Raw genomic sequence first — 24,793 nt, forward strand, 5'->3', positions numbered from 1 at the left:
TGGGGCTGGCTAGAGGGCGCGCCAGGCCAGGAGGATCAGGGACCAGAGACCCAGATTGAGCGCCAGCGCCGCCACCCGGGGGCCGTTCACGCGCGCGGCCAGGGCCACGGCGCGGGGGCGCTGGGCTTGGGCGGAGGCGGCGGAAGCGGCGATGCGGGTCACGGCGGTGGTTCCTTGTCCAAAACGGCGCCGGCAGCGGCGCCTGTTGTTGGTAAAGATAGGAACGCCGGAGATAGTTTCATATGCGACAAAACAGTCGCGGGCCGTCATGGTCGCGCGCGAATTGTCGCAGCGAGTCGCGCCATGCCCGCCTGGGATCCAGACGTCTATTCCCGCTATCGCGCCTATCGCGACCGCCCCGCCCTCGACCTGATGCTGAAGATCCCCCGCGATCTGGCCCCGCGCGAGATCTGGGACCTGGGCTGCGGCCCCGGCGAGCACGCCGCCCTGCTGGCCGCGCGGCATCCCGAGGCGGTGGTCCATGGCCTGGATTCGAGCCCGGAGATGCTGGCCCGCGCCAAGGGGCAGGGGGCGGACGTCGACTGGATCCTGGGCGACATCGATGCATGGGCGCCGGAGATCCCACCCGACCTGATCTTCACCAACGCGGCCCTGCAGTGGCTGGACGGCCACGAGACGCTGTTTCCGCGGCTGCTGGAAAGCCTGGCGCCGGGCGGGGTGCTGGCCTGCCAGATCCCGCAGGTCGAGGACGCCGGCTGGCGACGCAGCCTGCGCGAAGTCGCCGCCGACGGTCCGTGGGCCGGCAAGCTTGCCGACCTGGATGGCGTGCGGGCCGGTCACGACCCCCGCGCCTATCACGACTGGCTCTCGCCCCTGGCGTCCGACCTCGACGTCTGGGCGACGACCTATGTCCACGCCCTGGAGGGCGAGGACCCGATCATCGACTGGACCTCGGGCACGAGCCTGCGGCCGTATCTGGAGCGGCTGGACGGCGCCGAGACGGCGGCGTTCCTGAGCGCGTGGCGGGCGCGGCTGGCGGTGGATTATCCGAAGCGGGCGGACGGGATCACGCTGCTGCCGTTCACGCGGCTGTTCGTGGTGGCGCGGCGGTAGGGATGGATTTTTGACCCCTCTCTCTGAGAGAGGGGGAGGGGCCCGCGCCGTAAGGCGGGGGAGGGTGAGAGGTTACACTCTTTCCGAACTGAGCGCGGCTAGTCGGGTATTCGGCAGTTGTCGCGGGATCTCGTTCGTTGAAGGGATCGAGGTTTGCCGGTTGACGGTGAAACCTCTCACCCTCCCACCGCTTCGCGGCGGGCCCCTCCCTCTCTCGAAGTAGAGAGGGATCAAAAAACTACTCCATCTCCGCCAGGCTCTTCCTGCGCCGAAGCTCCGCCACCGGGACCTCCAGGCTGTCCAGCGCCATCGCCGCTGCTTCGAAGCCGGCGGCGACGGCCGGTTCGAAGGCTTTCCAGTCGCGGATGTCGATCTTGTCGAGCTTGGGGGTGATCAGGACGTCGCTGGCTTCGCGGCTGGCGGCGAGGTCGCGGCCGGTGGAGACGGTGGCCGCGCGCATCAGCAGGGCGACGATCGGCGGGCCCTTGCGCCATTCGCCCGAGAACAGCCATTTCCATAGCGACGGCGGCCGGGCGATGTCGGCGGCGGTGATGCTGCGGCCGCGGGTGACGTCGACGCCGATGATGGGCCCCAGCTGGAAGGCGCGCATGACGTCGGCCGGGAAGTTCTTCATCACCGCCCCGTCGACCAGCACCGCGTCGCCGTCGGCGACCGGCGGCAGCACGCCCGGCAGCGAGATCGAGGCGCGCAGGGCGCTGTGCAGCGGCCCCGAGCGGTGCAGGTGGTAGGCGCCCGAGGTCAGGTTCGAGGAGACGCAGAAGAACGGCAGCCAGAGGTCGGCGATGTCGATGTCGCCGAAGTGCTCGTGCAGGCGGGCCTTCACCTTCTCGCCGCGGGTCATGGCGACCAGCGGGAAGGCGATGTCGTCGAGCGGGCTGGTGTCGACGAAGGCCTTGCGGATTCGGGCCTCCATCTCGCCGTCGTCCCAGCCCATGGCCAGGCCCGCCGCGACGATGCCGCCCATCGAGGCGCCGCCGACGAAGTCGATCGGCACGCCGCGCTCGCGCAGGGCCTGGATGGCGCCGATGTGGGCGTAGGCCCGCGCGCCGCCGCCGGACAAAACCAGGCCCACCGACTGGCCGGTGAGCACCCGGGCCAGGCGCTCAACATCGGCCAGGCGGTTTTCGCGCAGGTGGAAGAGGCGGGCCGCGTCGGTGGCCTCCAGCCAGGCCTGCGAGCCCTGCGGGCGTTCGGCGTTCGGGGGCTGGATCAGGATCAGGTCGATCAGCCGCTGGGCCTGCAGCGGGCGCGAGGCGTAGGCCGGCGGTTCGGGCGGCGGGGCCTGGTCGCCGCGGCCGACGCGGAACAGCCGGTCGACCTGGCGGCCGACCACGTGCTTCCAGGCGGTCTCGTGGGCCTCGGCGACGTAGAGCACGAAGTCATGGGAGCGCTCGACGCGGCTGAACCACTCGGTGGGGGCCAGCAGGCTTTCGCCGCCCTCGACGGTGACGGCGTAGCCCAGGGCGGCGATGCAGCGGCCAATGCGCTCGACGATCGGGCGGATGGCGTGGCAGTCGCCGGCGGCGATGAATCCGTAGACGGACGGATCTCCAATGGAGGCGTGGGCCCCGGCCTGGCGGGCGCGGCGGATCATCAGCCGCGACAGCTCGATCATCACGTCGGGGTCCTGCTCGACCGCCTCGAAGAAGGCGGCGCGGGGCAGGGCCAGGATCTCGGAATCGCGCAGGGCGACCATGTGGGCCGAGTGCGGGGCGCCGGCGATCATCGCCATCTCGCCGGCCGGCTCGCCCGGGCGGATCACGCCGAGGAACTGCGGCTCCTGGCCTTCGTCGCGGCGGAAGGCCCCCAGGCGCCCGGTGCGCAGGAAGTAGAGGTGGTCGGAGGCCTCGCCGGGCGCATAGAGTAGGGAGCCGCCGGGCAACGAGAACCAGGCGGCGTCGCCCTCGCGCCGCTCGCGCGAGAACAACCGGGCCAGGGCCGTGTCGGCCATGAAGTCGGGAAGGGTGACCACGGACGGGACGCTAAACCGATGCGGCGAGCTTTGCCAATGTGGGTGAAATATCGCCGCTTTCGGACGGAAACGGAAAAGGCTATGCCTCGCTTATGCCGAAGCTGAACACGCTTATTGACAAGAACAGCGCTTCGTTCGCGAAAAACGCTGCGCACAACACCGCCCTGGCGGAGGAACTGCGCGAAAGGGTCGCGACGGCGGCCCTGGGCGGCCCCGAGAGCGCGCGCCTGAAGCACACGGCGCGCGGCAAGCTGCTGCCCCGGGAACGCGTGGAGCGTCTGCTCGACCCCGGCTCGCCGTTCCTGGAGATCGGCCAGCTGACCGCCTTCGACCTCTACAAGGGCGAGGCGCCGGGCGCGGGAATCATCGCCGGAATCGGCCGCGTGTCGGGCCGCGAGGTGATGATCGTCGCCAACGACGCCACGGTGAAGGGCGGCGCCTATTTCCCGATGACCGTGAAGAAGCACCTGCGCGCCCAGGAGATCGCCGAGCAGAACCGCCTGCCGTGCGTCTATCTGGTCGACAGCGGCGGCGCGAACCTGCCCCACCAGGCCGAGGTGTTTCCCGACCGCGACCACTTCGGCCGCATCTTCTTCAACCAGGCCCGGATGAGCGCCCGGGGCATCGCCCAGATCGCCTGCGTCATGGGCTCGTGCACGGCCGGCGGGGCCTATGTGCCGGCGATGAGCGACGAGACCGTCATCGTGCGCGAGCAGGGCACCATCTTCCTGGCCGGCCCGCCGCTGGTGAAGGCCGCCACCGGCGAGGTGATCAGCGCCGAGGAACTGGGCGGGGCCGACACCCACGGGCGTCGTTCGGGCGTGGTCGATCACGTGGCCGACGACGACGAGCACGCGCTGGAGATCGTTCGTTCGATCGTCGCCAACCTCAACGCCGAGAAGCGGCATGAGGCGGTGGTCACCGACGCCGAGCCGCCGCTGTACGACCCGCAGGAGATCTACGGCGTCGTGCCGACCGACGTGCGCGCGCCCTACGAGGTGCGCGAGATCATCGCCCGCATCGTCGACGGCTCGGTGTTCGACGAGTTCAAGGCTCTCTACGGCACGACGCTGGTCTGCGGCTTCGCGCGGATCTGGGGTCAGCCGGTGGCGATCCTGGCCAACAACGGCGTGCTGTTTTCCGAAAGCGCGCTGAAGGGCGCGCACTTCATCGAGCTGGCCTGCAAGCGGAAGATCCCGCTGGTGTTCCTGCAGAACATCTCGGGCTTCATGGTCGGCGGCAAGTACGAGGCCGGCGGCATCGCCAAGGACGGGGCCAAGCTGGTGACGGCTGTGGCGAGCGCGGAGGTGCCGAAGTTCACGGTGCTGATCGGCGGCAGCTTCGGGGCCGGCAACTACGGCATGTGCGGCCGGGCCTATTCCCCGCGTTTCCTGTTTACCTGGCCCAATTCGCGGATCTCGGTCATGGGCGGCGAGCAGGCCGCCAGCGTGCTGGCCACGGTGCACCGCGACGCCGCGACCTGGACCGACGAAGAGGCCGAGGCCTTCAAGGCCCCGATCCGCCAGCGCTACGAGGACGAGGGCAACCCGTACCACGCCACCTCGCGGCTGTGGGACGACGGGATCATTGATCCGGCTCAAACCCGCGACGTGCTGGGTCTGGCCATATCGGCCAGTCTGAACGCGCCGATTCCCGAGACGACCTTCGGCGTCTTCAGGATGTGATGGTTCAAGCGGAACCTCGGCCTTAGGCGTATCATTAGACTTCCCCAAAGGAGCGTGCTCATGACCAACCCCATCGCCGACCCGATCGTCGAGGTGCCGGACACCGACGCCATGAGCCCGCTGGTCCATATCGACTCGACGCCCGAAGGGGCGGTGACGGTGTGGATCAATCGGCCGGAGAAGAAAAACGCCTTCGATTCGGCGACCATCGCCGCGCTCGCCCAGGCCTTCGAGACCCTGCACGGGGCCGAGGGCGTGCGGGTGGTGTTCCTGCGCGGCGTGGGCGGGACCTTCTGCGCCGGCGCCGACCTGGAATGGATGGCCTCCGCCGCCGACTGGAGCGAGGACGACAACCGCTCCGACGCGCTGGAACTGGCGCACATGCTGAAAGCGCTGCACGACATTCCGGCGCTGACCGTGGCCCTGGTCGAGGGCGCGGCCTTCGGTGGCGGCGCCGGTCTGGTGGCGGCCTGCGACCACGCGCTGGCCACGGCCGACGCCAAGTTCGCCTTTTCGGAGGTGAAGCTTGGCCTCACCCCGGCGACCATCAGCCCCTATGTCATCGCGGCGCTGGGTCCGCGCACGGCCAAGCTGCTGTTCGCCACCGGCCGGGTGTTCGACGCCGATGCGGCCTGGAGCTACGGCTTGGTCGACGAGGTGTTCGACGACGTCGAGGGGCTGGTCGCGGCCCAGGACGCGCTGATCGAGGAAGTCATCCCCTGCGCTCCCGGGGCGATCGGCGACGCCAAGGCCCTGGTCAACGACTTCGCCTTCGAGAAGATCGACCGCGGCCTGATCGACGACAGCGCCCGCCGCATCGCCCGCCGCCGGGTCTCGGACGAGGGGCAGGAGGGCGTGCGGGCGTTCCTGGCCAAGAGGAAGCCGAACTGGGCGGCCGAGTCCTAGGGCGTCAGCGGGTCCTGTCGCGAACCTCGATGGCGAGCGACAGGATCAGGCCGATGGCCATGCCGATCAGCATCCAGATCGCGCTGGTGACCAGCCAGGAGCCGACGAGGGCGTTGAAGCCCTTGCTGATCCAGAACAGCGCGAACATGCCGTAGTAGCGCATCTTCGCGATATCCTCGCCCAGGACGGCGACGGGCGCGCGATGGCCGATGGCCAGGGCCAGGACCGCGGCGACGCAGAGCGGCGCCCAGGCCGGAGGCGTCTCGCCGACCATACGCCACGCTACGGCGCCGATGGCGATCGCCGCGGCCAGCAGGGCCAGCGTGCCGACGACGCGTGCGATCTTGCCGATCTCCAGATGCCAGACCTGGCTCGACAGCGCGCCGCCGCGGAAGTCGACGGCCGCCGCCGCCGCCAGGGCGACGATCATCGGCTGGGTGACGGCGTTGTCGACGTCGAACATCGGCAGGCTCAGCACCCAGGCGAACGGCACCACCTGGGCTAGCAGCCGCTGGTGCAGGGGATGGGTCAGGGGCGAGGGCGGGCCGGTGGTGACGAAGGTCCAGACCAGGACGGGCGTGGCCAGGCCCGCGACGATCGCCGCGCTCCACAGGGTGTCGGGCAGCAGGGCCGAAGCCGGCAGCAGCGCCAGGCTGAGCGGGGCCCAGCCGACCCGCTCCAGGGCGCCGGCGCGCCAGGAACGGTGGACATCCCAGGCGGTCTTCAGGCGCAGATAGCCTTGGAGATAGAAGAGCTGGACGGCCAGGACGGCGGCGACCGCGCCGCCATAGGCGCCCAGCACCGCCGGGATCGGCAGGCCGTAGCCGCCGGCGATCAGCGGAGCCAGCAGCGGCGCGAGGGCGGTGAACCAGAGCATGCCCGAGGTCAGCCGCGGCCGTGCGTAGCGCTGGCGCCAGAGGGCGACGGTCGCGGCGTCGAAGTCGGCCATCAGGGCGCCATCGCCATCGCCGATGCGGCCCAGCATGTCCCTCATGGCGATCTCGAAGCCGGGATTGAGGCGGCGCATCAGAGGAACCTTGGCCGTCGGCGGCCCCTGCAGGACCTCCATGACCGCCCGGGCATGGGTATCGAGCGCGAGCATGCGGTCGCGGCCTTCGACGAAGTCGCAGCGCTCGATGACGGCTTCAACGGTCGGTCCGGGCTCGAAGCGCAGTTCCGTGCGTCGCCAGCGGAAGGCCTCGATCGCCGGGGCGAGCAGCGGGTCAGAACGCGGAGCGGTGCGCAGCAGCAGGTCGGCGATCCGCGCCTCGACGGCGTCGGCGACCGCGATCTCGTCCAGGGCCTCGGCGTTCAGCACCGCCTGGAAGGCGGCGGTCAGTTCGGCGGGGGCGGAGCGGTCCTGGCCGCCCAGCAGGGCCTCCAGGCGATCGAACCTCGCCCGCAGTTCCTCGGCCTCGTGCGTGGCGGCGTCCGGCAGTGGCGGCGGCGGCGCGGCCGGGGCGGCGGGGCGGCCTTCGAGCAGCGTGGTCAGGGCTCCGGCCTCGATGACCAGCTTGACGAACTCGGGAGAGGCGACCGTTGCGTCGGCGGCCTCGTCGCCGTCGTCCTCGCTTTCGTCGTCCCACATCCAGTCCCACTGGGCGCGCTGGATCGCCTCATCGTGCGCCTCCCGCAGGCGCATGAAGGCCTCGGCGTCGTCCTCGGGATTGGTGACGCGCAGCTTGCGGGCGTAGGCGCGGCGGATGACGTCGCGGTCGCGGGTCGGCTCGACGCCGAGCACCGCCCAGATGTCGTCCTCGTCGTGGATGAGGCCGCTCACAGGAAGCTCTCGCCTTCGATCTCGTCCAGGGCGGCCTGGAGCTGCTGGCGAGCGATCTCGATCTGGCGCGGGTCCTGGCCGTCGAGCACGCCCTCGAACCGCGACAGCAGCGCGCCGACATGCTCGCGCATGTCGCCGAGGAACAGCTCGTAGCAGCGTTGGGCGCGAGCCACGGCGGCGCGGTTGGCGTCGGCGTCGCGCGGGTGGACCTTGAGGGCGGCCAGCGCCGCGCGGCGCTGTTCGAGGTCGGGGGCGTTCTTGTCGTCCTCGTCGACGATGACCAGCTGGCGGCGCTCGTTGGTCTGGGGCACCAGCACGTCGATCTCGATCAGGCCGTTGACGTCGTAGCTGAAGCGGCACTCGATCTGGACCTCGCCGGCGCGGCCGGGCGGCACGGCGATCTCGACCTCGCCCAGGCGGACGTTGTCGGCCACCATCCGGGCCTCGCCCTGGTAGATGCCGAAGGCGACCTTGCGCTGGCCGGCCTGCATGGTGCTGAACAGCTTCATGCGGCTGGCCGGCACGACGGTGTTGCGCTCGATCACCGGCGAGAAGATGCCGGTGCGCATCGAGCCCATCGGGCCGTGCTCGGCGACGTCGACGCCCAGGGAGTAGGGGCAGACGTCGGTCATGACCACGTCCTTCAGCGCCGCGTCGCGGCTCTTGAGGCCGGCCTGGATGGCCGCGCCCCGCACCACGGCCTCGTCCGGATGGACGGCGGTCGAGGGAAAGCGGCCGAACATCCGGGTCACCGTGCGGCGCACCACCGGCATGCGGGTGGCGCCGCCGACCAGGACGATCTCCTTCAGCTCGTCGGGACGCAGGCCGCCGTCGCGCAGGGCGCGGGTCACCGGCTCCTTCAGCTTGGCCAGCAGCGGCGCGGCGGCCGCCTCGAAGTCCTCGGCGGAGATTTCCAGCGTGTAGGGCTGGTCCTTCCAGACGATCGCCATCTCGGCGCGGTCGGCGGTGGTGAGCGCGCGGCGGGCCTTTTCGGCGGCGGCGTCCAGGCGGGTGGACAGGGCCTCGCTGGCGAGGTCCGCGGCCAGGGCCTCGCGATGGGCGGCGCGCATGCGATCGACCAGCGCCTTGTTGAAGTCCTCGCCGCCCAGCCGGTTGTCGCCGGTCGAGGCGCGCACCTCGATGACGCCCTCGAAGATCTCCAGCACCGAGACGTCGAAGGTGCCGCCGCCCAGGTCGAACACCAGGAAGCGGGTCTCGTCGGCCAGTTCGTGGATGCCGTAGGCGAGGGCCGCGGCGGTGGGCTCGTTGAGCAGACGCTCGACCTTCAGCCCGGCCAGCTCGCCGGCGCGGCGGGTGGCCTTGCGCTGCTTGTCGTTGAAATAGGCCGGCACGGTGATGACGGCCTCGGTCACCGGCTCGCCCAGCCAGGCCTCGGCGTCGGCCTTCAGCCGGGCCAGGACCAGGGCCGACAGCTCCTCGGGCAGGTAGGACTGCTTGCCCAGGCGCGTGGCGCGGGTCGTGCCCATGTAGCGCTTGAAGGCGGTGGCGGTCAGGTGCGGGTGGGTCGAGCGGCGCTCGCGGGCGGCCAGTCCGACCAGCAGGGCGCCGTCGTCGTCGAGGCCCACGGCCGACGGCGTCAGCACCGAGCCCAGGCTGTTGGGCACGAGTTCGACCCCGCCCTCCCGCCAGACGCCCACGGCGCTGTTGGTGGTTCCCAGATCGATGCCGATGATCACGCCACGTCCCCCGTCACGCATAGCTCTTACAAACTCAAGCTTGGGTTTAGCCTCGCGCGCGGCGAGAACCAAGGCCGGGAGGCCGGGCTGATGGCGGATGGGGGATTTCTCCCTTGCCCCGGCCGTAAAAACGCGCATCTAGGCGCCATGCGCAGGTTCGACTTCTCCAGCCCCGACTTCGCCCAGGCCTTCAAGGCCTTCCTCGACGAGCGCCGCGGTTCGCCGGCCGATGTCGACGCCGCGACCGCGGACGTGCTGGAGGCGGTCAAGCATGGCGGCCTGGACGCCGTGCTCGACTACACCCGCCGCTTCGACAAGGTGGAGCTGACGGAAGAGACCGTCCGCGTCACCGCCGCTGAGATCGAGGCCGGGGCCGCCGAGTGTTCGCAAGAGGTGCGCGAGGCCATCGCCTTCGCCGCCGAACGCATCCGCGTCTATCACGCTCGCCAGCGTCCTGCCGACCAGGCCTGGACCGATGAGGCCGGGGTCGAGCTGGGCTGGCGCTGGACGCCGCTGGAGGCCGTGGGCGTCTACGTGCCCGGCGGCCGGGCGGCCTATCCCTCGACCGTGCTGATGAACGCCGTGCCGGCCCAGGTGGCGGGCGTCGACCGCATCGCCATGGTCACCCCGCCCGGCAAGCTGCAGCCCGCGGTGCTGGCGGCGGCCAAGGAAGCCGGCGTCACCGAGATCTGGCGCATCGGCGGGGCCCAGGCCGTCGCCGCCCTCGCTTACGGGGCCGGTCCGATCCAGCCGGTCGACAAGATCGTCGGCCCCGGCAACGCCTATGTCACCGCCGCCAAGCGCCGCCTCTACGGCGTGGTGGGCATCGACGCCCTGGCCGGTCCGTCGGAGATCGTCGTGGTCGCCGACAAGGACAACAATCCCGACTGGATCGCCGCCGACCTGCTGAGCCAGGCCGAGCACGACCCGGCCGCCCAGTCGATCCTGATCACCGACGACGCAGCCTTCGCCGCCGCCGTCGAGGCCGCGGTGACCGAGCGCCTGAAGACCCTGTCGACCGGCGAGGACGCCGCCGCCTCGTGGCGCGACCACGGCGCGGTGATCATCGCCCCGCTGGACGAGAGCCCGGCCCTGGTGGACGCCATCGCCCCCGAGCACGTCGAGTTCGCCCTGGAGAACCCGGAAGCTCTGTCGGACCGCGTCCGTCACGCCGGGGCGATCTTCCTGGGCCGCCTGACGCCGGAAGCCATCGGCGACTACGTGGCCGGTTCGAACCACGTGCTGCCGACCAGCCGCGCGGCGCGCTTCCAGTCGGGCCTGTCGATCTACGACTTCATCAAGCGCACCTCGATCGTGAAGTGCGACGCGGCCTCGTTCGGCATTCTGGGTCCGCACACGGCGGCGCTGGCGGAGGCCGAGGGGCTGCCGGCCCACGCCCTGTCGGCGTCCATTCGGCTTCCGGGCCGGTTGCCTTCCAAAGACTGACGCGCCAACCTCGCCGCCAAGATGTCCGAAGACCGCAGCAAGCACTTCCTGAAGAGCATCGCCATCGACGAGGATTCGTTGGCGGCCGCCTCGCGCGACCAGGAGCAGGAGCGCCAGGTGGCGATCTTCGACCTGCTGGACGGCAACTACTTCCAGCCGGCCGAGGCCGAGAGCGGGCCCTATGACCTGAAGCTCTCGCTGATCGAGAACCGGCTGGCGCTCGACATCGTCGGCGGCGGCTACGAGAAGCGGCACCTGCTGTCGCTGTCACCGTTCCGCGGGGTGATCCGCGACTACTTCATGATCTGCGACAGCTACTACCAGGCGATCCGCAACTCGACGCCGCAGCAGATCGAGGCCTTGGACATGGGCCGGCGGGGCTTGCACAACGAGGGCTCGGACCTGCTGCGCGAGCGGCTGGAGGGGAAGGTCAAGACCGACCTCGACACGGCCCGGCGCCTCTTCACCCTGATCTGCGCGCTGCACTGGCGGGGCTGAGCGCGTGTCGGATCTGCCCGATACGGTGCTGTTCACCTGCAACTACAACCGCGTGCGCTCGCCGATGGCCGAGGCGCTGTTCAAGCGTTTCTATGGCACGCGGGCGTATGTGGACTCCTGCGGCCTGAAGCCGGACCCGGCCGGGGAGGGGATCGACCCCTTCGTGGTGGCGGTGATGGACGAGCTTGGCGTCGACGTGGCCACGCACAAGCCCAAGACCTTCGCCGAACTGGAGGACGACAGCTTCGACGTCGTCGTGTCGCTGACGCCGGAGGCCCAGCACCGGGCCGTGGAGCTGTCGCGCGATCGCTCGGTCGAGATCGAGTACTGGCCGACCCACGATCCGACCCTGGTAACCGAGGGCTCGCGCGAGGCGATGCTGACGGCCTATCGCGAGGTTCGCGACATGCTTTCGGCCGCGATTCGTCGGCGTTTCGGGACACCATCGACGTTCGGGGGGTGAATGCGCTATAAGCCCCGCCTCGCAGCCGCGGCTCGCGTCACGACTCGTTTTCGGGTCGCGCGGGCCGCGTTGCTATTGAACCCCTTTTGAGAGGCCTGATGGCTAAGGAAGAACTGCTCGAGTTTCCCGGCACGGTCAGCGAACTGCTGCCCAACGCCACGTTCCGCGTGAAGCTCGAGAACGATCACGAGATCATCGCCCACACCGCCGGCAAGATGCGCAAGAACCGCATCCGCGTGCTGGCCGGTGACAAGGTGCTCGTGGAAATGACGCCCTACGACCTGACCAAGGGCCGTATCACCTACCGCTTCAAGTAAGCCGGGCGCGCACATGACGGTCGCCCAGCCTTCGCTGGTCCTGGCCAGTGCGAGCCCCAGGCGCTTGGACCTTCTGGCCCAGGTCGGCGTAACGCCCGACCGGGTCGATCCCGCCGACATCGACGAGTCGCCGCTGCGCGACGAGACCCCGCGTCGCCACGCCCTGCGCCTGGCGCAGGAGAAGGCGCGCGCCGTCGCCGCGCGTTCGCCGGGCGACTTCGTGCTGGCCGCCGACACGGTGGTGGCCGTGGGCCGCCGCATCCTGCCCAAGGCCGAGAGCGAGGCGGACGTCCGCTATTGCCTGGGCCTGCTGACCGGCCGCGCCCACAAGGTGCTGACGGGCGTGGCCCTGATCGGTCCGGACGGCGGGATCAGCTCGCGGGTGATCGAGACCCGGGTGGTGTTCAAGCGGCTGTCGGACGCCGAGTTCGAATCCTACGTCGCCAGCGGGCAGTGGCGCGGCAAGGCCGGCGGCTACGGCGTGCAGGGCGTGGCGGGCGGCTTCATCGTCGATCTGCAGGGCTCCTATCCCAGCGTGGTCGGCCTGCCGCTGTACGAGACCCTCTGCATGCTCGAAGGACGGGGCTGGACCCGCCGCGCGGCCGCCGCATGAGCGAGCGTCGCGCATATCTCCACAAGGGCGTCGGCGAGACCGTCGGCGTCGTCACCCTGGACGGCCGGCCCGAGCGGCTGATCGTGCAGTGGCCGGGCGATGATCCGCTGGACGCCGAGGGCGTTCGCGGGGTGGCCCGGGTGAAATCCATCGAGAAGGCCTTCGGGGCCGCCTTCGTGGCCCTGCCGGGCGGCGCCGACGTGCTGCTGCCGATCAAGCCCGACATGCCCAAGCTGGTGCAGGGCGGCCTGGTCGAGATCGAGATCCGCACCGCCTCGCGCGCCGACAAGTCGGCCGTGGCCCGCTTCATCGCCGAGGGGGAGGGGGAGCCGCGCGTGCTGGCGCCCGCCCCGACGCTCGAGGAGCAGCTGCGCCACTTCGTGAAGTCCGGCTCGCCGACCCAGGGCGAACGCGCCCTGGAGGCCGTAGAGGCGGCCGAGGCCGATATACTGGAGACCGTCTTCTCGCTGCCAGGGGGCGGCGACGTGGCCGTCGAGGCCACGCGCGCCCTGGTGTCGATCGACGTCGACCTGGGCGGCCGCGAGGGGGACGCCAAGCGCGCCGCTCGCCAGGCCAATCTGGCGGCCCTGGCCGTCGCCGCCCGCGTGCTGCGCCTGAAGGGGCTGGGCGGGCTGGTGGTGTTCGACCTGGTGGGGCGCGGCCATGACGGCCAGGCCCTGACCTCGGCCGCCCGCGTGGCCTTCGCGCCGGACAATCCGGGCGTCGCCATCGGGGGGCTCAGCAAGTTCGGGGCGCTGGAGATGGCCGTGCCGCGCCGCGCCACGCCGGTCATGGAGCGCCTGGTCGGGCGCAACGGGGCCTGGACGCCGCAATACGCCGCCCGCCGCCTGGCGCGGGCCCTGGAGCGGGAAGGGCGGGCCGATCCCGGCGCGCGCCTCGCAGCCCGTTGCGCGCCGTCGGTCGCCGATTCCTTCGCCGCCCTCGACGCCGGCGTCGCCGACCGCCTGGGCCGGCGCTTCACGGTCACAGCCGAGTCCGGCTGGCCGAACGACCGCATCGAGGTCTCCGCGTCATGAGCAGCCCCTGTCCGATCTGCCGCAAGCCGGCGACGCCGGAGGCCCGGCCCTTCTGCTCCAAGCGCTGCGCGGACGTCGATCTTCAGCGCTGGCTGTCGGACCGCTACGTGGTTCCCGGCGCCCAGGACGACGAGGAAAACCCGCTGTCCACAGACTTCGACAATTAGTCGAAAAGGGCGCTGGACAAGCCGGGCGGGCTCTCCTATAGACCCGGCTCCTCGCCGCAGGGCGAGGCCGGGGCGGCCTAAACCGCTTCGAAGGTCCAAGGGCCTGGGTAGCTCAGTTGGTAGAGCAGCGGATTGAAAATCCGCGTGTCGCTGGTTCGATTCCGGCCCCAGGCACCACCTTCTTTTTCCTCACAGTTCAGCAGGTTGTGCAGGTCTCGGATCGTCGCTTGGAAAAGCGCGTCCTCTGCGTTTGCGGGCAAGCTTCATGGCCTTGTGCGCTCTTGGGGCCGATCGCGCGGTCGTGCGTAGGGCGTGGCTGCATGTATCCGTTTGGATACGAAATCCTTGACGAACCTGTATCCGTATGGATACTTATGACATGATCGAGGTTCGCCAGACCGTCGAGTTCAGCGCCTGGACCGAAGCCTTGCGCGACCCGATCGCCAGGCGGCAGGTCGCCGCCCGCGTTGCGCGTCTCGGATACGGCCATTTCGGCGACGCCAAGGCGGTCGGTGACGGCGTGATCGAACTGAGGATCCATACGGGTCCTGGCTACCGCCTCTACTTCGTCCGCCAGGGCGAGGTGGTGATCGTGATGCTGGGCGGCGGCGACAAGTCGACCCAGGACCGGGATATCGCCAAGGCCAAGGAACTCGCACGAGGGCTTCCCCCGCCCGGATGAGCAGGGGGGGGGCGGTCGCCGCCTTTCACGGAGATGATGACCATGACCCAGAAGACCAAGTCCACGGAGACCGTCTCGTTCGACGCCGCGCGGCTGCTGGATCGGCCGGAGGATGTCGCGTTCTTCGTGGCGGACGCGATGGAGACCGGCGATGCGGCCTACATCCAGCACGCCCTGGGCGTCGCCGCCCGGGCGCTCGGAATGGCCGAGGTGGCCGAGAAGGCCGGTCTAGGCCGCGAGAGCCTCTACAAGGCGCTGAAAGAGGACGCCAACCCGCGCTTCGAGACCGTGCTGAAGGTGACCCAGGCGCTGGGCCTGCAATTGACGGTGCGCATGGGAGAGCCTGCGGAAGCGGCTTAGCAAGCTCGGGTCCGACTTCTCGTGCGTTTCCCCGCTTTTCCTTAAGTCGCCCCGCCGACGGATTCTTGTCCGGTCAGGACATCTGGAAGCGCCGCCAGGGATTCTGTGGCGCCTCCTGAGGAGGTTGTCTGACCAGCTTCCGGGCAGTCGCCGGGAGATCGCTGTTTTGTCGGCATGCTGCGATGCGGCGCCAATATTCCCTTTGTTAGGGAAAAACCGCCTTGAATTCCTGATTTGCCTTTTGTGCAGTGCAGCAATAACCGCTTTCGAGCGCTGACTGTCGTAAATTTATGCCCTGGCCGCCCCCTTGACGGTGCGAAAAGGGGTTGCCAAAGGACCCATGCCGCAATTCTAACATTGCGGTAAGACCAGAGCCTCGAAAGGGGCCGCGGTCACTCGCGCTTCGAAACGATCCTTCTGGGCGGGCATGAGCCTTCCAAGCGGGGCGTAACGGGTCGAGCGCAGCGAAGCGGGTCTGCCCAACATCCGAGAGATCGGGTGGGAAAGCGGGCTTTTCAAGTTAGGGTGGAGACGCTCTCGCGCGACGACCCTCGGTCCAAACGTGCTAGACCAATCAGGAACTGGCGACAGATGCTCGACATTAAACGGAAGACCCCCCTCATCGCTCTCGTCGGCGCCATGGCGCTGATGGCGAGCGCCCCGGCCTTCGCTCAGGACGCCGCCGCGCCTGCGCCGGCCGCCGCCGAAGCCGCCGCTCCGGCCGCGACCCCGGCCGCAACCCCGGCTCCCGCCGCCGACGCCGCTCCGGCCGAGGAAAACGCCGGTGAAGCCGCGACCGAAAAGATGAAGTCGCACTCGCTGACCCCGGTTGGCATGTTCCTCGCGGCCGGCATCGTCGTTAAGGTCGTGATGATCGGCCTGCTGCTGGCCTCGGTCTTCTCGTGGGTTCTGCTGATCACCAAGCTGCTCGAGTTCGGCAGCCTGAACAAGCAAACCGACCAGTTCCTGGAAGCCTTCCGCGGCGCTCGCTCGATCGCGGACATCGCCCGCATCGGCTCGTCGGAAGAATTCGAAGGCAACCCGCTGGCCGACATGGCCGCCGCGGCCGCCCAAGAAGTCGAACTGTCGCGTCAAGCCGGTCTGCAAGTCGGCGGCGAACACCGCGACTCGACGATCGCTCGCGCCACCTACGCCATCAACGCGGTGCAGGCCTCGCTGGCCAAGCGCCTGTCGGGCGGCATGGTGTTCCTGGCCTCGGTCGGTTCGGGTGGTCCGTTCATCGGTCTGTTCGGCACCGTGTACGGGATCATGACCTCGTTCATCAGCATCGCGAACACCAACACGACCAACCTCGCCGTCGTCGCGCCGGGTATCGCTGAAGCCCTGCTCGCCACCGGTATCGGTCTGTTCGCCGCTATCCCGGCGGTTATCTTCTACAACTACTTCCAGACCCGCATCTCGGCCTACGGCACGCGTTCGGAAGGTTTCGTTGCTGAACTGATGAACGCTATCTCGCGTCAGCTCGACAAGGGGGCGTAAGACCGATGGCCGCCAAACTTTCGGGTGGCGGCGGCGACAGGTTCAACGTCGAACAGAACAGCGAGATCAACGTCACGCCCTTCGTGGACGTCATGCTGGTCCTTCTGATCATCTTCATGGTGGCGGCTCCGCTGGCCTCCGTGTCGATCGAAGTGAACCTGCCGCCGGCGGTGGCGAAAGCGACCCCCAACCCGCCGAAACCGGTCTACATCTCCATCAAGGCGAACGGTCAGCTGTACATCGGCGACGACCGGACCTCGATCGACACGATGGGTGAAGACCTGACGAAGAACATCGGCAGACGCGATCCCTCCAAGGAACGCATCTTCATCCGCGCGGACGAAAAGACTCGCTACGGCTCGTTTATGGAGGTCATGAACGCCCTCCAGGACAACGGGTTCTACAGCGTGGCCCTTATCGGCCGGGATGAGAACAGCTGAGGGGTGATGCATGGCTGAACAACAAACGCCCGAGCATCGCCACTACGATCCGCTGACCTCGGAAGGTCCGCGCCGTAAGAAGGGCCTCGGCACCTTCGGCGTGGCCCTGATCATCGTCCTCGGGCTGCACGGGCTCCTCTTCGCGTACCTCGCGAAGCAGAAGTTCGAAGCGGTGCTGAAGGAGTACAGCGACGAAGCTGTGGACGTGGAGCTGCCTCCGCCTCCGCCGCCGCCGCCGCCGCCTCCTCCGCCCCCGCCGCCGCCGCCGACCAACGCTCCGCCGCCGCCTCCCGCGGTGGTGCAGCCGAGGCCGCCGATCGCGCCGCCGCCGGACGTGACGCCGCCGCCGCCGCTCCCGATCCCGCCCGTCAAGGAGCGGGTCGAGCAGACGGCGCCGCCGATCGTCTCGTCGGCTCCGCCGGCGCCGGTGACGGCTCCGCCCGCCCGGGCTTCGGTCGTGACGCGTCCCGATTGGGCGCGTAAGCCGAACGCCGACGACATGGCCCGGTACTATCCGGACCGTGCACAGCGGACGGAAACCGGTGGTCGTGCGACGATCCGTTGCACGGTGAACGCCAAGGGTTCGCTCGAGAACTGCTCGGTCGTGTCGGAATCTCCGGCCGACTACGGTTTCGGCGACGCGGCCCTGAAGCTGTCGCGCCTCTTCCGCATGAAGCCGAAGACCCTCGATGGGGCTCCGGTGGACGGCGGCGAGATCACGGTGCCGATCACCTTCCAGGTCCCGCAATAGCGACGACCTGGGAACGATCCCAAGAAGACGCCCTGGAGCATCCGCTCCGGGGCGTTTTTCTTTGCCCTCTCTCCTGCGGTCGGAGCGGGGCGTTTTCGGGGCGCGATTTTCTCCGTTTCGGGGCTTTTCGCCGCTTGATCCCGACGGCGGGTCCGACTAAGAACACGCCTCTCGCGGAGCCGCCTTAGCTCAGTTGGTTAGAGCGCTAGATTGTGGATCTAGAGGTCCTCGGTTCGAGCCCGAGAGGTGGTACCACGCGAGAACGTTGAAAAGGCCCGGCGGCGACGCCGGGCCTTTTTCGTTTCCTGGCTCCGGTTGGAGAATTCCTCAGCCCGCGGCGCATCTTGTCGCTTGCGCCGAAATCAAACGCTTGTAAGGGTTCCCTATGGGTAAGGGGATTGAAGTCTTGAGTTCGACCACCGAGATCGCCGCCGGCCAAGAGGTCGAGGCCCAGGAAACCGAAGCCGTCACCAAGAACCTGGTGTTCACGGCCGCCGAGCGGCTGTTCGCGCTGCACGGCTTCCAGAACGTGTCGGTGCGCGACATCACCGCCGCCGCGGGCGTGAACCTGGCGTCGGTGAACTATCACTTCGGCTCCAAGGACGCCCTGCTGTTCGAAATCTTCAAGCGGCGCACGGCCGAGCTCAATCGCGAGCGGGCCAAGATGCTGCACGAGGCCAACGACCGAAACGCCGGGACCCCGCCGGTGCGCGAGATCCTGGCGGCCCTGCTGACCCCGCCGCTGCGCTGGCTGGCCCCCGACCACGAGCGCCGCATCTCGCTGCAGTTCCTGATCCGTGCCCGCAGCGAGGGCACCGACGAGATCCGCACCGTGCTGAAGACCGACGTCTCGCACCTGCGCCGCTTCTCCGACGCCCTGCTGAAGGCGCGGCCGGAGTTGTCGGCCGAGGAGGTCTACTGGCGGCTGCACTTCACCCTGGGGATGCTGCACAACAACCGCTTCGCCGAGTTCGACCGCTTGAACGTGCTGTCGGAAGGCCAGACCAGCGAGGCCGACGTGGTGTCGCTGCTGGACCGGATGCTGGGCTTCGCCGAGGCCGGGTTCGCGGCCTGAGGGGGCTTCAGATCCCTCTCTCTGAGAGAGAGGGAGGGGCCCGCGCCGAAGGCGTGGGAGGGTGAGAGGTAACAAACTCACCAGATAGGGCGCAGCGGTTCAGCCGGGTCTTGGAAGCCGTTCCTGCATATCCCGGACAGCCCGGCGTTACGCGTCGGATTTGCCTGCTAGCGGTGAAACCTCTCACCCTCCCACCGCTGCGCGGCGGGTCCCTCCCTCTCTCAAAGAGAGAGGGTTTAGCGCGTATGCACGAATCACCGGTATGTGAGGAACGTTCGTCAAAGCCGAGGGTTAAGGTGGCCCCATGGCTCGGCTCGGCATCACTCATGAGACCCGATACGCTTACGAGCGCCCGGTGGCGTTCGGGCCGCACCGGCTGCTGATCCGGCCGCGCGACAGCCACGCCATCCGCATCGTCGAGGCCTCGCTGGCGACCTCGCTGCCCGGCCAGACGCGGTGGAGCTACGACGCCAACGGCAACTGCGTCTGCACCTTCCAGCCGGAAGGCAAGGCCGACTTCCTGACCATCACCAGCCGGCTGGTCATCGACCGCTTTCCCGCGCCCCTGACCGACCAGGCCGTGGCCGACCCGCACACCGTCTCGCCCATCGTTTACGGCCGCGAGGACCGGGCGGTGCTGGACCCCTTCATCCGCCCCGCCACCGAGGACGCCGACCGGGTGATGCTGCGCTGGCTGCGCGAGCAGATGGAGCGGCCGGACGAGCCGGCGCTGGAGTTCCTGCTGCGGCTCAACTCCACCATCCACGACCATTTCGAGTATCAGGCCAGGGCGGCCGAAGGCACCCAGAGCCCGGCCTTGACCGTGGCGCGCGGGGCGGGCACCTGCCGCGACTTCGCCTGGCTGATGGTCGAGGCGCTGCGGCGACTGGGCTACGCGGCCGTGTTCGCCACCGGCTATCTCTACAGCCCCTCGCACGGCGGCATGAGAGGGGCGGGGGCCACCCACGCCTGGTGCGAGGTGTTCCTGCCCGACCTGGGCTGGACCGAGTTCGACCCCACCAATGGACTGGCCGAATCCGAGGACCTGATCCGCGTGGCGGCCACCCGCACCCCGGCCGAGGCCCTGCCGGTGTCGGGCACGGTGATCGGCGATCCGGGGCTTTCGGAACTCAGCGTGGTCGTCGACGTGCAGCAGCAGGACGGGCTGTGCGAGGCGGCATGACGAAGATCAACGACAAGCGCCGCCAAGGCGCGCAGGATGAGATTTGAGGCGGGAGGAGGCGAGGCCATGATGACGAAGCCGTTCCAACACCAGAACCCGATGACCAACTACTGCATCCCCAAGTCCGAGCCCAAGGCCCAGCACGGCCAGAAGCCGGCCAAGGAATGCGTGGACCTGAAGGACGAGAAGCGCTCGTTCGAGCCGCGTCCGGGGCACTAGGACACCGAAAAATCGTCATCCCGGGCGGAGGGCCGCGAAGCGGACCGCAGACCCGGGACCCAGGGGGCGACGCACAGTGGCGGCCTCTGCGTGAGGCGCTCGATCTGACTGCTGCGCCCAGTCCCCTGGGTCCCGGCTCTTCCGACCGCCTTCGCGGGCGTGCGGCCGGGATGACGAGCTTAGGGGAAGGGGAAGCAGGGGATCACCCCCGCCGCAGGATGAACTCCAGATCCTGCACCTGGCCCACCGGGAAGAAGTACTCGCCGACCTTGGCGAAGCCCAGGCGGCCGTAGAGGCGCTGGGCGCCGAAGTTCTCGGACCAGACGCCGATCCACAGGGGGCGCGGGCCGTCCTTTTCCAGCCAGTCCAGGACCGTGTTCAGCAGGCGTGAGCCGTTACCGCCGCCCTGGTGGTCCTTCAGCACGTAGATTCGCTTCAGCTCGCCGTGGTCGGCCTGGACGTCCGGGTGTGGCAGGTCGCAGGGGCCGGCCAGGGCGTAGCCGATCGCCGTCCCGTCCTTCTCCAGGATCCAGCTGGCCTTGTCGGGATCGGCGAGGTCGCGCCGCGTGCGCTCGAGGCCGTAGGCGTAGGCCAGGAAGGTCTCCAGGTCCTGCGGCGGATAGAGGTGCGCGAAGGTCTCGGTGAAGGTGCGCGCCCCCAGGGCGGACAGGGTTTGCGCGTCTTCGGCGACGGCGCGGCGCAGGGTCGTGCTCATGGGCAGGTGATGCCTCGAAAAAGGCTGGGCGGACAAGCGCCCTCGCGCGTTTTCGAAAAGCGATTGGTCTTATGGCGACCGGCCGACAAACCGCCTAGGTAGGGCGCGCGCCAGGGTCGCCCAAGGGGCCGGGACGACCGCGTGCTTGCCAAGCGCGCACGGGCGTGTCATGACAACGTTGTCATAGGGTGGACGAAAAGTGACCAAGAAAAAGACCGAAGACGGCGAAACGGGCCGCGAGGTTTTGGTGCTGCTGGGCGGCGCCGGCGACCTGGCCCTGCGCATGCTCCTGCCATCGCTGTATTTCCTGGAAGTCGACCGGCTGCTGCCGCATGACCTGCGCATCTTCGGCGTGGCGCGCGGCGACCTCACCGGCGCTGGCTACCGCGAGCTGGTGCGCGAGCACCTGGGCAAGCGCGCCAACGTGGAAGAGGCCGCCTGGGAGCGCCTGGCCGCCCGCCTCGACTACCTTCCGGTCGACATCACCAAGGAGGAGGGGGCCAAGGCCCTGGCCGACAAGATCGGCCCGCACGACTCGCTGGTGATCTTCTTCGCCGTTTCGCCCAGCCTCTATCCGTCCGCCTGCCAGGCGCTGCAGAGCGCGGGCCTGACCGGCCCCACGACGCGTCTGATCCTGGAAAAGCCGATCGGTCGCGATCTCGAAAGCTCGAAGATCACCAACGCCGCGGTCGGCGCCGTGGTCGATGAGAGCCAGATCTTCCGCATCGACCACTATCTGGGCAAGGAGACGGTCCAGAACCTGACGGCCCTGCGGTTCGCCAACGTGCTGTTCGAGCCGCTGTGGGACAACAAGTCGATCGACCACGTCCAGATCACGATCGCCGAGACCGAGAAGGTCGGCGACCGCTGGCCCTATTACGACGAGTACGGCGCCCTGCGCGACATGCTGCAGAACCACCTTCTACAGCTGCTGTGCCTGGTGGCCATGGAGGCCCCGTCGGGCTTCGACCCCGATGCCGTCCGCGACGAGAAGGTCAAGGTGCTGCGGTCCCTGCGGCCCTTCACCAAGGACAACGTGGCGCACGACACCGTCCGCGGCCAATACGTGGCCGGTGTGGTCGAGGGCACGGCCCGGGCCGGCTATCTCGAAGAGGTGGGCAAGGGCTCCAAGACCGAGACCTTCGTGGCCATGAAGGTCGGCATCGACAACTGGCGCTGGGCGGGCGTTCCGTTCTTCCTGCGCACCGGCAAGAACCTGCCCGACCGCCGCACCCAGATCGTCGTGCAGTTCAAGCCTGTGCCGCACAACATCTTCGGCGCCGTGACCCAGGGCGAGATGCAGGCCAACCGCCTGGTCATCGACTTGCAGCCGGAAGAAGACATCTCGCTGTCGGTGATGACCAAGCGTCCGGGTCTGTCGGAAGAGGGCATGCGCCTGCAGTCGCTGCCGCTGTCGCTGAACATGGCCGCACCTGGCAGCCGCCGCCGGATCGCCTATGAGAAGCTGCTGCTGGACGCCTTCCGCGGCGACCGCACCCTGTTCGTGCGCCGCGACGAGGTCGAGGCCGCGTGGCGCTTCGTCGACGGCGTGGCCAAGGCCTGGGCCGAAGCCAATATCGAGCCGGCGCCCTACGCCGCCGGCACCTGGGGTCCGGCCAGCGCCGCGTCGCTGATCGCGCCGCAGGGCCGCGCCTGGAAGTCGTGATGGGTACGCGCAACATGCCCAAGATCGAAGTCTTCCCGACCCGCGAGGCCTTGTACGACGCCGCGGCCTCGACGCTGGCCAACGCCCTGACCACCACGGTGGCGACCCACGGCAAGGCCGGGTTCGCCGCCACCGGCGGCTCCACGCCCGAGCCGGTCTATCAGCGCCTGGCCACCCTGACCCTGCCCTGGGACAAGGTGACCGTGACCCTGACCGACGAGCGCTTCGTGCCGCCGTCGGACCCGAGCAGCAACGAGGGCCTCGTGCGCCGCTCGCTGTTGCAGGGCGAGGCCGCCAAGGCGAGCTTCGCGCCGCTCTATGCCGACCCGGCCTCGCCGCAGGCCGCGGCCGACGCGGCGGAGGCTGGCGTGGCCGAAGCCCTGCCGTTCGGCGTGACCCTGCTGGGCGTGGGGGGCGATGGCCACTTCGCCTCGCTGTTCCCGGGCAACCCGGTGCTGGAAGAAGGCCTGGACCTCGATAACGAGCGCCTGGTGCTGGCCGTGCCGAAAGGTGAGCCGGCCCCCGACCTTCCGCGGATCAGCTTGACCTTCAAGGCGTTGATTCAGACGTCGCTGATCGTCCTGCTGGTCACCGGCCAGGCCAAGCGCGAACTGCTGGAAGGCTCGGTCGATCCGAGCCTGCCGGTGGCCAAGATTCTCGATCAGGACCGCGTGCCGGTCCGCATCCTCTGGGCGGAGTAGTCAGATGGCCCTCAATCCCGTCATCGCCGAGATCACCCAGCGGATCGTCGAGCGCAGCCGCCCGACCCGCGAGGCCTACATCGCCCAGATGGAGGCCGCCGCCCTGGCCCAGCCGGGCCGCGCCAAGCTGTCCTGCGCCAACTGGGCCCACGCCTTCGCCGCCTCGCCGGCCGCCGACAAGGTGCGGGCGCTGGATCCGAACGCGCCAAACCTGGGCATCGTCTCGGCCTATAACGACATGCTGTCGGCCCACCAGCCGCTGGAAGAGTATCCGGCGCTGATCAAGGAGGCCGCCCGCGAGGTCGGCGCCACGGCCCAGTTCGCCGGCGGCGTGCCGGCCATGTGCGACGGCGTCACCCAAGGCCGTCCGGGCATGGAGCTGTCGCTGTTCTCGCGCGACGTCATCGCCATGGCCACGGCCGTCGCCCTGACCCACGACGCCTTCGACGCGGCCATGTATCTGGGCGTCTGCGACAAGATCGTGCCGGGCCTGGTGATCGGCGCCCTGGCCTTCAGCCACCTGCCGGCGGTGTTCGTGCCGGCCGGCCCGATGACCTCGGGCCTGCCCAACTCGGAAAAGGCCCGCATCCGCGCCCTCTACGCCGAGGGCAAGGTCGGCCGCGACGAGCTGCTGGCCGCCGAGAGCGCCAGCTATCACGGCCCGGGCACCTGCACCTTCTACGGCACGGCCAACACCAACCAGATGCTCATGGAGCTGATGGGCCTGCACCTGCCGGGCTCGGCCTTCGTGCATCCCAACACCCCGCTGCGCAGCGCCCTGGTCAAGGAATCGGCCCGTCGCGTCGCCGCCGTCACCCACAAGGGCAACGACTGGATCCCGGTCGGCCGGGTGATCGACGAGAAGGCCGTGGTCAACGGCGTGGTCGGCCTCATGGCCACCGGCGGCTCGACGAACCTGGCCCTGCACATCGTGGCCATGGCCCGGGCGGCCGGGATCATCCTGACCCTGGAAGACCTGGACGACATCTCCAAGGCCGTGCCGCTGCTGGCCAAGGTCTATCCGAACGGCTCGGCCGACGTGAACCACTTCCAGGCCGCCGGCGGCATGGCCTTCGTGGTGCGCGAACTGCTGAAGGCCGGCATGGCCCACGAGGACGTGCTGACCATCGCCGGTCCCGGCCTGTCGAACTATCACCAGGAGCCCTACCTGGACGGCGACGAGCTGAAGTGGCGCGAAGGCCCGGAGACCTCGCTCGACGAGGCCATCCTGCGCCCGGTCGACAACCCCTTCAGCAAGGAAGGCGGCCTCAAGCTGCTGGCCGGGAACCTCGGTCGCGGCGTGATCAAGATCTCGGCCGTGAAGCCCGAGCACCACGTGATCACCGCGCCCGCCGCCGTGTTCCAGGAGCAGGAAGACTTCATCGCCGCCTTCAAGCGCGGCGAGCTGGAGCGCGACGTCGTCGTCGTGGTGCGCTTCCAGGGCCCGTCGGCCAACGGCATGCCCGAGCTGCACAACCTGTCGCCGTCGATCTCGGTGTTGCTGGACCGCGGCTTCAAGGTGGCCCTGGTCACCGACGGCCGCATGTCGGGAGCCTCGGGCAAGACGCCGGCCGCCATCCACGTGACGCCGGAAGCCGCCAAGGGCGGGCCTCTGGCCTATGTGCAGGACGGCGACGTGATCACCATGAACGCCGACACCGGCGAGCTCTTCATCCATGTGGACGAGGCCGAACTCCTCGCCCGCACGCCTGCACCAGTCCCGGCGTCCAAGCCGGGCTTCGGGCGCGAACTTTTCAGCTGGATGCGACACGGGGTCGGCGCCGCCGACGCCGGCGCGTCCGTGCTGTTTGCTTAAAGGGAACGG

26 protein-coding genes and 2 tRNA genes are annotated in these 24,793 nt (G+C 69.1%); 23 read left to right on the forward strand and 5 right to left on the reverse strand.

What is annotated here, in order from left to right; all coding sequences use genetic code 11:
* Positions 1-9 precede the first annotated feature (9 nt).
* Positions 10-162: a hypothetical protein gene (locus tag AC1RRS_RS21350; RefSeq protein ID WP_487292438.1), complete on the reverse strand. Its 153-nt coding sequence runs from the start codon at positions 160-162 to the stop codon at positions 10-12.
* Positions 163-303: 141 nt separating this feature from the next.
* On the opposite strand from AC1RRS_RS21350, the gene AC1RRS_RS21355 reads away from it, so the two are divergent.
* Positions 304-1,074: a methyltransferase domain-containing protein gene (locus AC1RRS_RS21355; protein WP_492856917.1), complete on the forward strand. Its 771-nt coding sequence runs from the start codon at positions 304-306 to the stop codon at positions 1,072-1,074.
* A 238-nt stretch (positions 1,075-1,312) separates the two neighbouring features.
* Here AC1RRS_RS21355 and AC1RRS_RS21360 read toward each other — a convergent pair whose 3' ends face one another.
* Positions 1,313-3,046 carry a patatin-like phospholipase family protein gene (locus AC1RRS_RS21360; RefSeq protein WP_492857012.1) on the reverse strand — a complete coding sequence of 578 codons (1,734 nt, stop codon included), beginning with the start codon at positions 3,044-3,046 and terminating at the stop codon, positions 1,313-1,315.
* Positions 3,047-3,159: 113 nt separating this feature from the next.
* On the opposite strand from AC1RRS_RS21360, the gene AC1RRS_RS21365 reads away from it, so the two are divergent.
* Together AC1RRS_RS21365 and AC1RRS_RS21370 are read left to right on the forward strand one after the other, a co-directional pair.
* Positions 3,160-4,752: a carboxyl transferase domain-containing protein gene (locus AC1RRS_RS21365; RefSeq protein WP_492856918.1), complete on the forward strand. Its 1,593-nt coding sequence runs from the start codon at positions 3,160-3,162 to the stop codon at positions 4,750-4,752.
* 60 nt (positions 4,753-4,812) lie between these two features.
* Entirely contained in the window at positions 4,813-5,658 is an 846-nt protein-coding gene (locus tag AC1RRS_RS21370) for an enoyl-CoA hydratase-related protein (RefSeq protein WP_492856919.1), read from the forward strand.
* Between the two features lie 4 nt (positions 5,659-5,662).
* Here the strand turns inward: AC1RRS_RS21370 and AC1RRS_RS21375 are convergent, their stop codons facing one another.
* Positions 5,663-7,438: a hypothetical protein gene (locus tag AC1RRS_RS21375; RefSeq protein ID WP_492856920.1), complete on the reverse strand. Its 1,776-nt coding sequence runs from the start codon at positions 7,436-7,438 to the stop codon at positions 5,663-5,665.
* Positions 7,435-9,135 (reverse strand): Hsp70 family protein, encoded by a 1,701-nt coding sequence (locus AC1RRS_RS21380; RefSeq protein ID WP_492856921.1) that lies wholly within the window; start codon positions 9,133-9,135, stop codon positions 7,435-7,437. The genes AC1RRS_RS21375 and AC1RRS_RS21380 overlap by 4 nt, the downstream gene beginning before the upstream one ends.
* A 147-nt stretch (positions 9,136-9,282) precedes the next feature.
* Here AC1RRS_RS21380 and hisD point away from each other — a divergent pair, with 147 nt between their 5' ends.
* The 17 genes from hisD to AC1RRS_RS21465 all read left to right on the forward strand — a co-directional run bounded on the left by hisD (position 9,283) and on the right by AC1RRS_RS21465 (position 19,886).
* Positions 9,283-10,581: a histidinol dehydrogenase gene (gene hisD, locus AC1RRS_RS21385; RefSeq protein ID WP_492856922.1), complete on the forward strand. Its 1,299-nt coding sequence runs from the start codon at positions 9,283-9,285 to the stop codon at positions 10,579-10,581.
* Positions 10,582-10,602: 21 nt separating this feature from the next.
* Positions 10,603-11,079, forward strand: coding sequence for a UPF0262 family protein (locus tag AC1RRS_RS21390; RefSeq protein ID WP_492856923.1), 477 nt, complete (start codon positions 10,603-10,605; stop codon positions 11,077-11,079).
* Between the two features lie 4 nt (positions 11,080-11,083).
* On the forward strand, positions 11,084-11,542 hold the full coding sequence (locus AC1RRS_RS21395) for an arsenate-mycothiol transferase ArsC (RefSeq protein WP_492856924.1): 459 nt from the start codon (positions 11,084-11,086) through the stop codon (positions 11,540-11,542).
* Positions 11,543-11,640: 98 nt separating this feature from the next.
* Positions 11,641-11,859 carry a translation initiation factor IF-1 gene (gene infA / locus AC1RRS_RS21400; RefSeq protein ID WP_004617696.1) on the forward strand — a complete coding sequence of 73 codons (219 nt, stop codon included), beginning with the start codon at positions 11,641-11,643 and terminating at the stop codon, positions 11,857-11,859.
* 13 nt (positions 11,860-11,872) lie between these two features.
* On the forward strand, positions 11,873-12,472 hold the full coding sequence (locus AC1RRS_RS21405) for a Maf family nucleotide pyrophosphatase (RefSeq protein ID WP_487290946.1): 600 nt from the start codon (positions 11,873-11,875) through the stop codon (positions 12,470-12,472).
* Positions 12,469-13,509, forward strand: coding sequence for a ribonuclease E/G (locus AC1RRS_RS21410; protein ID WP_492856925.1), 1,041 nt, complete (start codon positions 12,469-12,471; stop codon positions 13,507-13,509). The genes AC1RRS_RS21405 and AC1RRS_RS21410 overlap by 4 nt, the downstream gene beginning before the upstream one ends.
* Positions 13,506-13,676, forward strand: a complete 171-nt coding sequence (gene yacG, locus AC1RRS_RS21415) for a DNA gyrase inhibitor YacG (protein ID WP_110133139.1) — start codon at positions 13,506-13,508, stop codon at positions 13,674-13,676. Before AC1RRS_RS21410 ends, yacG begins: the two co-directional genes overlap by 4 nt.
* A 101-nt stretch (positions 13,677-13,777) precedes the next feature.
* Positions 13,778-13,853 (forward strand) — tRNA-Phe (locus AC1RRS_RS21420).
* Positions 13,854-14,055: 202 nt separating this feature from the next.
* Positions 14,056-14,358: a type II toxin-antitoxin system RelE/ParE family toxin gene (locus AC1RRS_RS21425; RefSeq protein ID WP_492856926.1), complete on the forward strand. Its 303-nt coding sequence runs from the start codon at positions 14,056-14,058 to the stop codon at positions 14,356-14,358.
* 42 nt (positions 14,359-14,400) lie between these two features.
* Positions 14,401-14,718, forward strand: coding sequence for an addiction module antidote protein (locus tag AC1RRS_RS21430; RefSeq protein WP_492856927.1), 318 nt, complete (start codon positions 14,401-14,403; stop codon positions 14,716-14,718).
* Positions 14,719-15,309: 591 nt separating this feature from the next.
* The gene (locus AC1RRS_RS21435; protein ID WP_487290950.1) at positions 15,310-16,218 is read left to right on the forward strand and encodes a MotA/TolQ/ExbB proton channel family protein; all 909 of its coding nucleotides are present in this window, start codon (positions 15,310-15,312) and stop codon (positions 16,216-16,218) included.
* A 5-nt stretch (positions 16,219-16,223) separates the two neighbouring features.
* On the forward strand, positions 16,224-16,658 hold the full coding sequence (locus AC1RRS_RS21440) for a biopolymer transporter ExbD (protein ID WP_110133137.1): 435 nt from the start codon (positions 16,224-16,226) through the stop codon (positions 16,656-16,658).
* Between the two features lie 10 nt (positions 16,659-16,668).
* Positions 16,669-17,409 (forward strand): energy transducer TonB, encoded by a 741-nt coding sequence (locus tag AC1RRS_RS21445; RefSeq protein ID WP_492856928.1) that lies wholly within the window; start codon positions 16,669-16,671, stop codon positions 17,407-17,409.
* Positions 17,410-17,587: 178 nt separating this feature from the next.
* Positions 17,588-17,664, forward strand: a tRNA-His gene (locus AC1RRS_RS21450).
* Between the two features lie 151 nt (positions 17,665-17,815).
* Positions 17,816-18,484: a TetR/AcrR family transcriptional regulator gene (locus tag AC1RRS_RS21455; RefSeq protein ID WP_492856929.1), complete on the forward strand. Its 669-nt coding sequence runs from the start codon at positions 17,816-17,818 to the stop codon at positions 18,482-18,484.
* A gap of 304 nt (positions 18,485-18,788) precedes the next feature.
* Positions 18,789-19,667, forward strand: coding sequence for a transglutaminase family protein (locus AC1RRS_RS21460; RefSeq protein WP_492856930.1), 879 nt, complete (start codon positions 18,789-18,791; stop codon positions 19,665-19,667).
* A gap of 66 nt (positions 19,668-19,733) precedes the next feature.
* Positions 19,734-19,886 carry a hypothetical protein gene (locus tag AC1RRS_RS21465; protein ID WP_158286210.1) on the forward strand — a complete coding sequence of 51 codons (153 nt, stop codon included), beginning with the start codon at positions 19,734-19,736 and terminating at the stop codon, positions 19,884-19,886.
* A gap of 202 nt (positions 19,887-20,088) precedes the next feature.
* Here AC1RRS_RS21465 and AC1RRS_RS21470 read toward each other — a convergent pair whose 3' ends face one another.
* Positions 20,089-20,601, reverse strand: coding sequence for a GNAT family N-acetyltransferase (locus AC1RRS_RS21470; RefSeq protein WP_492856931.1), 513 nt, complete (start codon positions 20,599-20,601; stop codon positions 20,089-20,091).
* Positions 20,602-20,800: 199 nt separating this feature from the next.
* Between AC1RRS_RS21470 and zwf the strand changes: the two genes are divergently transcribed.
* Genes zwf through edd form a run of 3 tightly spaced genes read left to right on the forward strand, consistent with a single transcriptional unit; the run spans position 20,801 to position 24,784 of the window.
* Positions 20,801-22,267 carry a glucose-6-phosphate dehydrogenase gene (gene zwf / locus AC1RRS_RS21475; protein ID WP_487290955.1) on the forward strand — a complete coding sequence of 489 codons (1,467 nt, stop codon included), beginning with the start codon at positions 20,801-20,803 and terminating at the stop codon, positions 22,265-22,267.
* Positions 22,267-22,968 carry a 6-phosphogluconolactonase gene (gene pgl, locus AC1RRS_RS21480; RefSeq protein WP_492856932.1) on the forward strand — a complete coding sequence of 234 codons (702 nt, stop codon included), beginning with the start codon at positions 22,267-22,269 and terminating at the stop codon, positions 22,966-22,968. Before zwf ends, pgl begins: the two co-directional genes overlap by 1 nt.
* 4 nt (positions 22,969-22,972) lie before the next feature.
* A complete protein-coding gene (gene edd, locus AC1RRS_RS21485; protein ID WP_110119355.1) occupies positions 22,973-24,784 on the forward strand; it encodes a phosphogluconate dehydratase in 1,812 nt (603 codons plus the stop codon).
* The last annotated feature ends 9 nt before the right edge of the window (positions 24,785-24,793 follow it).

The sequence above is a fragment of the Caulobacter sp. GW821-FHT12A07 genome (genome assembly GCF_058807655.1).